4 protein-coding genes and 2 pseudogenes are annotated in these 8,172 nt (G+C 63.8%); 3 read left to right on the forward strand and 3 right to left on the reverse strand.

Annotated elements, in window-relative coordinates; translation table 11 throughout:
• Positions 1 to 139: 139 nt before the first annotated feature.
• Positions 140 to 1,846 (forward strand): ATP-binding protein, encoded by a 1,707-nt coding sequence (locus L9Z73_RS20680; protein WP_247404820.1) that lies wholly within the window; start codon positions 140 to 142, stop codon positions 1,844 to 1,846.
• Positions 1,847 to 1,848: 2 nt separating this feature from the next.
• The gene (uvrA, locus tag L9Z73_RS20685) at positions 1,849 to 4,368 is read left to right on the forward strand and encodes an excinuclease ABC subunit UvrA (RefSeq protein WP_247404811.1); all 2,520 of its coding nucleotides are present in this window, start codon (positions 1,849 to 1,851) and stop codon (positions 4,366 to 4,368) included.
• A gap of 283 nt (positions 4,369 to 4,651) precedes the next feature.
• Here the strand turns inward: uvrA and tkt are convergent, their stop codons facing one another.
• Entirely contained in the window at positions 4,652 to 6,706 is a 2,055-nt protein-coding gene (gene tkt, locus L9Z73_RS20690) for a transketolase (RefSeq protein WP_247404814.1), read from the reverse strand.
• A gap of 174 nt (positions 6,707 to 6,880) precedes the next feature.
• Here tkt and L9Z73_RS20695 point away from each other — a divergent pair, with 174 nt between their 5' ends.
• The gene (locus tag L9Z73_RS20695; RefSeq protein ID WP_247404817.1) at positions 6,881 to 7,105 is read left to right on the forward strand and encodes a DUF465 domain-containing protein; all 225 of its coding nucleotides are present in this window, start codon (positions 6,881 to 6,883) and stop codon (positions 7,103 to 7,105) included.
• Between the two features lie 174 nt (positions 7,106 to 7,279).
• Here L9Z73_RS20695 and L9Z73_RS20700 read toward each other — a convergent pair.
• Both L9Z73_RS20700 and L9Z73_RS31590 read right to left on the reverse strand, forming a co-directional pair.
• Positions 7,280 to 8,053 (reverse strand): annotated as a pseudogene (locus L9Z73_RS20700) (VOC family protein); the annotation flags it as partial.
• Positions 8,047 to 8,172: pseudogene (locus tag L9Z73_RS31590) on the reverse strand (hypothetical protein); the annotation flags it as partial. The pseudogenes L9Z73_RS31590 and L9Z73_RS20700, both read right to left, overlap by 7 nt.

The following is an 8,172-nucleotide window of genomic DNA, read 5'->3' on the forward strand; positions in this document are numbered from 1 at the left end:
GGCCGAAGGCACCGGCACGCAACGTTTCGCCCCCGCCACGGGGTTTGCCGGCGAGTTGCAGTCGTCATTGCAGCGCATCAACCAGTTGCAACAGACCGCCACCCGCCAGTCCAACGCCTTCCAGGCCAAGAGCCCACCGATGCGTTTTTTATCCAATACCCATGGCTGCGACGGTTGGGGCGGTGAAATGGCCCAGCGAATCTGCGACTTCGACTGGTCGAACACCGACCTCGGGCCGATTGATCGCTGGTCCACCAGCCTGGCCTGTACCGTGCAGATGCTGCTGGCATCGCCCGTGCCCATGGTGATGCTCTGGGGGCGGGCGGGTTACATGATCTACAACGACAGCTACTCGGCGTTTGCCGGGGGCCGTCACCCGTATCTGCTGGGCACGCCGGTGGAGTTGGGCTGGCCGGAAGTGGCCGATTTCAACCGGTATGTGGTGGATACCTGCCTGGCGGGCGGCACCCTGTCCTATCACAACAAGGACCTGGTGCTGTTGCGCAACGGCAAGCCGGAAGACGTGTGGCTGGACCTCTACTACAGCCCCGTCGCCGGCGATGACCAACAACCGGCCGGGGTGTTGGCGATTGTGGTGGAGACCACTGCCTATGTGATTTCCGAACGCTTGCGCGAGGAACTGACCCATAACCTGGAACAGCGCGTAGCGGCCGAAGTGCAGGCGCGCTCCGCCGCCGAGGAGCAGTTGCGCCAGTCGCAAAAGCTCGAAGCCATCGGCGGGCTGACCGGCGGCGTGGCCCACGACTTCAATAATCTGCTGCAAGTGATCGCCGGCAATCTGTACCTGCTGGCCCGTCATGAGCCGGATAACCCCCAGGTACAGCGGCGTGTCAGTGCCGCCATCGCGGCGGTGGAGCGCGGTGCCAAGCTGTCCTCGCAACTGCTGGCTTTCGCGCGCCGCCAACCGCTCTCACCGGCGGTCTACAACCCGCAGCGCATCTACGCCGGCCTCGGTGAACTGCTGCAACGTGCGCTGGGTGAAACCATGCAGATCGAGGTGCAACTGCCCCAGGATTGCTGGTGCATCCATGTCGACCGCAACCAGTTGGAAAACGCACTGCTCAACCTGGCAATCAATGCGCGGGACGCCATGAAAGGCGAGGGCGTGATTCGCATCACGGGCGAAAATATCATCCTCAAGCCGCGAGATTGCATCGGTAAAAGTCTGCAGCCCGGCGAGTATGTGCGTCTGGCCGTCACCGATATCGGCGTGGGCATGCCGGCGGCAATCCTGGCGCGGGTATTCGAGCCGTTCTTCACCACCAAGCGTGACGGCCACGGCACCGGCCTGGGCCTGAGCATGGTGTTTGGTTTCGTGCGGCAAAGCGGCGGGCATGTCGAGGTGTGGAGCGAGGAAGGCAAGGGCACCGTGGTGCAAATGTATTTCCCGCGCAGCTTGGCTGAAGAAACCCCCGAGCCCCACGTCGAGCCTGTGCCACATGCCATGGGCCAGGAAACCATCCTGGTGGTCGAGGACAACGAAGACGTGCGGGTGACCGTGGTGGAACTGCTGAAACAGGCCGGCTACACCGTGCTGACCGCCGAGGACGGCGACCGGGCGATGCAGGCCTTGCAGGGCGGTGTGCGGCCCGACCTGATTTTCACCGACGTGGTGATGCCCGGGCGGATCAAGAGTATCGACCTGGCCGAGTGGGCCCGCGCACAGTTGCCCCCGGTGCCGGTGTTGTTCACCTCGGGCCATACCCGCGACATCCTGTCCGGCACTCACCTGCTGAGCCCCGACATTCATCTGCTGAGCAAGCCCTATAGCCCCGAAGCGCTGACGCAACGGGTGCGCAGCGTGCTCACCGCGCCACAAGGTTGACCATGACTTCATCGCGCAACATCCCTCAGATCACTGCCCAACAGCTTGGGTTCGTCCGGGTTCGCGGCGCTCGCGAACATAACCTGCGTAACGTCGATGTGGATATCCCACGGGATGCCTTGGTGGTATTTACCGGCGTGTCGGGTTCCGGCAAGTCGTCCCTGGCCTTTTCCACGGTGTATGCCGAGGCCCAGCGGCGCTATTTCGAATCGGTGGCGCCTTATGCGCGGCGCCTGATCGATCAGGTCGGCGTGCCCGATGTGGATTCCATCGAAGGCCTGCCGCCCGCCGTGGCCCTGCAACAACAGCGCGGCACGCCGAGTGCGCGTTCGTCGGTGGGCAGTGTGACCACGTTGTCCAGTCTGATCCGCATGCTGTATTCGCGCGCCGGCAGTTATCCGCCGGGGCAGGCGATGCTGTATGCCGAGGACTTTTCGCCAAACCTGCCCCAGGGCGCCTGCCCGCAATGCCACGGCCTGGGCCGCGTGTATGAAGTGACCGAGGCGCTGATGGTGCCCGATCCCTCGCTGACCATCCGCCAGCGCGCAGTGGCGTCCTGGCCTTTGGCGTGGCAGGGCCAGAACCTACGCGACATTCTGGTGACCCTGGGCTATGACGTCGACATCCCGTGGCGCGACCTGCCGAAAAAGCAGCGCGACTGGATTCTGTTCACCGAAGAAACCCCGACCGTGCCGGTGTACGCCGGCTTCACCCCGCAACAGACCCGCGAGGCGTTGAAGCGCAAGTTGGAGCCGAGCTACCAGGGTACGTTCAGCGGCGCGCGGCGCTATATCCTGCACACCTTCAGCCACACCCAAAGTGCGCTGATGAAAAAGCGTGTCGCGCAGTTCATGCAGGGCAGCGCCTGCCCGGTGTGCGCCGGCAAGCGGCTGACTCAGGCGGCGTTGTCGGTGAAGTTCGCCGGGGTGGACATTGGCGAGCTGTCGCAACTGTCGCTGACCCAGTTGGCCGAGCTGCTGCGGCCGGTGGCGGCGGGGCAGGACACGATGACGCTGTCGGTGGAAAAACGCTTGGCCGCCCAACGCATCGCCGAGGATTTGCTCGAGCGGGTCAGCACCTTGACCGAGTTGGGCCTGGGCTACCTGTCCCTGGAGCGCAGCACGCCGACGTTGTCGTCCGGCGAGTTGCAGCGCTTGCGCCTGGCCACGCAATTGGGTTCGCAGTTGTTCGGCGTGATCTATGTGCTGGATGAACCGTCGGCGGGGTTGCACCCGGCGGATGGCGAGGCGCTGTTCACTGCGCTGGCGCGTTTGAAAGCCGCCGGCAATTCGCTGTTTGTGGTGGAACACGACCTGGAAACCATGCGCCGCGCCGACTGGCTGATCGACGTCGGCCCGGCGGCCGGAGAACACGGCGGGCAAGTGCTATACAGCGGGCCGCCGGCGGGCTTGGCGCAGGTTGAAGCGTCGCAGACCCGTGAGTATCTGTTTGCCGAACGGCGCCCGGCGAATCCTCGGCGCCGGGAACCGACCGGTTGGCTGAGCCTGGAGGGTGTGACGCGCAATAACCTCAAGGCGGTGAGTGTCGATTTTCCGCTGGGTTGCTTCACGGCGGTGACCGGTATTTCCGGCTCGGGCAAATCCAGCCTGGTCAGCCAGGCGCTGCTGGAATTGGTGGGCAGTGGCCTCGGCCGCGTGCTGGAAAGCGACGATGAGCCGAGCCTGGAAGATGACACCCCGCCAACCAGCGGCGGGCGTATCAGCGCCGGGCTGGAGCAGATTCGCCGGCTGGTGCAGGTGGACCAGAAACCCATTGGCCGCACCCCGCGCTCCAACCTGGCGACCTACACCGGGCTGTTCGACAACGTGCGCAAACTGTTCGCTGCCACGCCGGGCGCGAAGCTGCGTGATTACGATGCGGGGCAGTTCTCGTTCAACGTCGCCAAGGGCCGCTGCGCGAACTGTGAAGGCGAAGGGTTCGTCAGCGTTGAGTTGCTGTTCATGCCCAGCGTGTATGCGCCGTGCCCGACCTGCCACGGCGCGCGCTACAACCCCGAGACCCTGGCGATCCAATGGCAAGGCTTGAACATTGCCCAAGTGCTCGGCTTGACCGTCGAGCAGGCGGTGGCGGTGTTTGCCGAGCAGCCAGGGGTGCTGCGTTCGCTGCTCGTGCTGCGCGATATCGGCCTGGGTTATCTGCGCCTCGGCCAACCGGCGACGGAACTGTCCGGGGGCGAAGCACAACGCATCAAGCTGGCCACCGAGCTGCAGCGCAATGCCCGGGGCGCCACCTTGTATGTGCTGGACGAACCGACCACCGGCTTGCACCCACGGGATGTGGACCGCTTGCTTAGTCAGCTGAATCATCTGGTCGACGCGGGGCATACGGTGGTTGTGGTGGAGCATGAAATGCGCGTGGTGGCCCAGAGTGACTGGGTGATCGATATCGGGCCGGGCGCTGGGGATCTGGGCGGCAAGGTGGTTGCCAGCGGCACGCCGCAACAGGTGGCGAAGAGCAAGAAAAGCCGCACCGCGCCGTTCCTTGCTCGAGAGCTGATCTGAGCATCGAAGGAGATCAACTGTGGGAGGGGCGGTGCGAAGGGTGTATCAGGCACAGCTTACTGTGACTGATACACCGTCATCGGGGGCAAGCCCCCTCCCACAGGGGTTAGGCGGTGTTCGTGAGAGTGTGGCTCACCGCCAGCACCAGGATGTTGCCCCTGACGATCATCTGCCAGTAACCCCGCCGATCACACAAGGGAATGCGGTCAATGTGGGAGGGGGCTTGCCCCCGATGGCGGTGCATCAGTCACCGTATCTGTATCTGCCCCACACACATTTGCGATCAATGTCCCTGCAGTTGGATCTGTTGCTTGGCCAGCTTCACCACATTCTCCACAGTAAACCCGTACTTCTCCTGCAGCTTGGCCAGCGGCGCCGACGCGCCAAAGCTGTTCATCACCACTTTGGCGCCGGTCTGCCCGACATAGCGGTCCCAACCCAACGGGCCGGCCTGTTCCACCACCACCCGCGCGGTTACCGCTGGCGGCAGTACGCTGTCGCGGTAGGCCTGGGGCTGCTCTTCGAACAGCTCCCAACTGGGCATCGAGACCACTTGCGCGGGAATGCCTTCGCCTTTGAGCTGTTCATACGCCGCCACCGCCAGGCTGACTTCACTGCCGGTTGCCAGCAGGATGACCTTGGGGTGTGCGGCGCCGGCCAGCACATAAGCACCCTTGGCGGCACCGGCTGCGGCGGCGTACTGCGTGCGGTCCAGGGTTGGCAGCGGTTGACGCGACAACACCATGCAGCTTGGCCGATGGGTCTGGGCCAGGGCGACCTTCCACAGTTCCAGGGTTTCATTCGCGTCGCCCGGACGCAGGGTCAGTAACCCCGGCGTGGCGCGCAATTGGGTCAGGTGCTCGATCGGCTGGTGCGTCGGGCCGTCCTCGCCGACGCCAATCGAGTCGTGGGTAAACACGAACACCACCGGCAATTCCATGATTGCCGCGAGGCGGATCGGCGGTTTCATGTAGTCGCTGAACACCAGGAACGTCGAGGTATAGGGCCGTAAGTAAGACAACGCCATGCCATTGGCAATCGCGCCCATGGCGTGTTCGCGGACGCCGAAGTGCAGGTTGCGCCCGCTGTAGTCATCGGCACTGAAACGCCCGGCGCCGTCGAAGGTCAGGTTGGTCTTGGTCGACGGCGACAGATCCGCCGAACCGCCCAGCAGCCAAGGGATTTGCCGCGCGAAGGCATTCAGCACTTCGCCGCCGGCTGCACGGCTGGCCACGCCCTTGGCGTCGCGGTCAAAGCTGGGCAGTTCAGCCTGCCATTGCTCGGGCATCTTCCCGGCGCGCATGCGTTGCAGCTCGTCGGCCAGTTGCGGGTCGAGGCAAGACAGGGTTTGCTGCCACTGCCGATGCAACGGCTCGGCACGCTCGCGCAACGCGTCACGCAATACCGTGCGCGCTTCCTCGGGCACCAGGAAGCTGGAATCTTGCGGCCAGCCATATGCGGCCTTGGTCAGGCGAATTTCTTCCGCGCCCAACGGCTCGCCATGGGCGGCAGCGGTGTTGTGTTTGTGCGGCGAGCCGTAGCCGATCACGCTGTCGACCACGATCAGGGTCGGCGCGCCGGTGTTGCGCTGGAAGGTCTCCAGTGCCGTGCTCAAGGCGTGCAGGTCGTTGGCGTCGGTCACGTGCAAGGTGTGCCAGCCATAGGCCTGGAAGCGCTGGATCACGTCCTCGCTGAACGCCAGCTCGGTGTGGCCCTCGATGCTGATGGTGTTGTTGTCATAGATCCAGCACAGGTTAGCCAGCCGCAAATGCCCGGCCAGGGAGGCGGCTTCGCTGCTGACGCCTTCCATCATGTCGCCGTCACCGCACAGGGTGTAGACGTTGTAGTCGAACAGCACCTGGCCGTCGCGGTTGAAGCGCTCGCCCAGCCAGCGCCCGGCCATGGCCATGCCGACGCTGTTGGCACAGCCCTGGCCGAGGGGCCCGGTGGTGGTTTCCACGCCGGTGGTCATGCGGTACTCGGGATGGCCCGGGGTCTTGGAACCCATCTGCCGGAACTGCTTGATATCGTCCAGGCTGATCGCCGGCTGCCCCGAGCGCTTGCCCTGGGCATCGATCTCGACCACGCCGGCCAGGTGCAGCAACGAATACAGCAGCATCGACGCATGCCCCACCGACAATACAAAGCGGTCACGGTTGGGCCAATCGGGATGTTCCGGGTGATAACGCAGGAAGCGACTCCACAGCGTATACCCCACCGGCGCCAGGCCCATGGGCGTGCCGGGGTGGCCGGAATTGGCCTTTTGCACGGCATCCATGGCCAGGGTGCGCAGGGTGTTGATGCACTGGGTGTCGACAGCGGTGGCAGCGTGATTCATAAAACCGGTCTCCCTCGGGTGGCGATTTACAGTTGAGGGCAGGGCGCGGCAAAGGTTTGATCCCGTCGCCGGTGTGGCGACGAACGGGACGGGTTTGCCCGCAAACATGACAAGACCCCTTGGAATGGGCTAGCTTCAAGGGCGTAGTCATTGATCAACTTGCGGAGGTAGGCCATGCCAGTGAAACACGACCTGTATCAGGACTTGGGTTTGAGCAAGGACGAAGTCGATGGGCACCGGGCGAAAAATCCTCGTCTGAACGCGCTGTTTGAGAAATACAACACCGTCGACGAATTGGTGGTGAGCGCTGAAAAGGCGGCCGGCAGCGATGAGGAGTTGAAGAAGTTAAAGGAAAAACGCTTGTTGGTTAAAGATGAGATCAAGGATTTGCTGCAGTAAAACGGGCGATCCATTCACTACTGAGGGAGCGCATCAGTCGCTCCCTTGCACATTTTTTCAGATTTGACTGAAAGACATCATCCCCGCCGATACTTATGATCCCCGCCGCCCACCCCGCTCTGGGGGCTTATTGGGCGCGAGGATTGCGCTGATGAACCGGGTGGGCAGCTTGTTTCAGGCCAGTAGCGCGTGAGTGCATTCGTCCATCGAGCGCTGCTGCGTCTCGGCATACAGCGTCAATTCATCAATCGTCTTGCGGCCCAGCGCCTGTTCGAATTCGGCCTGGTTCGAATTGGCCGCGTAGTGACTTTGCGCCGCATCCCCCAGGTTCGACTGGAAAATCCCCGCCGCACTGACCGGCAGAAAGTCCTCATACACCAGCGGCTCGACGTCCACGTGACCGGCGGCGATCAGTGCGTCCAGCGTGCGCGGTTGGTCGGCTTGGCCGCGTGCCGCCAGGCCTTTGTCGGTGGCGAAGTAGCGGAAGTAGGCCAGGCCTTGTTCGCGCATCTGCGTGTGGTCATCCGGGAAGGCCTGGAAGTGCTGTTCCATCAATTGCATGTAACGCGCGGCATTGGCCTCGTTGGGGAAGGCGCCGAGTGCGTCGCGGGCGGCGTTCAGCAGTTGGTCGTACAGCGTGCGGCCCTTGGGCGTGAGGGCGACGCCGCGTTGTTCGATTTCGCCGAAGCGCGCGCTGTGGCTGCCTTGGGCGTCAGTGAAGGCGATGGTTTCGTCGAGGGCCTTGAAGCTGGTCTGGCGCAGCAGGATCGGGCAGTCGCGACGCGGCGGGCCTTCGATCACCGCCTTGGGGGTGATGCCTTTGCCGGGCATGGCGGCCTGGACCTGGTCGATATCCAGGGTGCGCGGGGTCAGGTGATTGATGTGCGGGCCCTTGAAGGCCACCACGTCGGCGATCAGGCGGTGCTGGTCGCTCAGTTGCCGGTCTTGAAGATCGCGGCACCGGTGGCGTCGGCGGCGTGGATGATGCGCCGATGGCTGTGCCCGCCTTCGCGGGTCAGGTGGAACTCGAAGCCGCTGTCATCACTGCCCGCGTGATCATCGCGGGT

The sequence above is a fragment of the Pseudomonas emilianonis genome, from assembly GCF_023072625.1.
Taxonomy (GTDB): Bacteria; Pseudomonadota; Gammaproteobacteria; order Pseudomonadales; family Pseudomonadaceae; genus Aquipseudomonas; species Aquipseudomonas paraveronii.

What these genes read in the sequence shown, in the direction of transcription:
- tkt (WP_247404814.1), bottom strand. Translation starts at nt 6,706, where the DNA reads ATGAATCACGCTGCCACCGCTGTCGACACCCAGTGCATCAACACCCTG.
- uvrA (WP_247404811.1), top strand. Translation starts at nt 1,849, where the DNA reads ATGACTTCATCGCGCAACATCCCTCAGATCACTGCCCAACAGCTTGGG.
- L9Z73_RS20695 (WP_247404817.1), top strand. Translation starts at nt 6,881, where the DNA reads ATGCCAGTGAAACACGACCTGTATCAGGACTTGGGTTTGAGCAAGGAC.
- L9Z73_RS20680 (WP_247404820.1), top strand. Translation starts at nt 140, where the DNA reads ATGCGTTTTTTATCCAATACCCATGGCTGCGACGGTTGGGGCGGTGAA.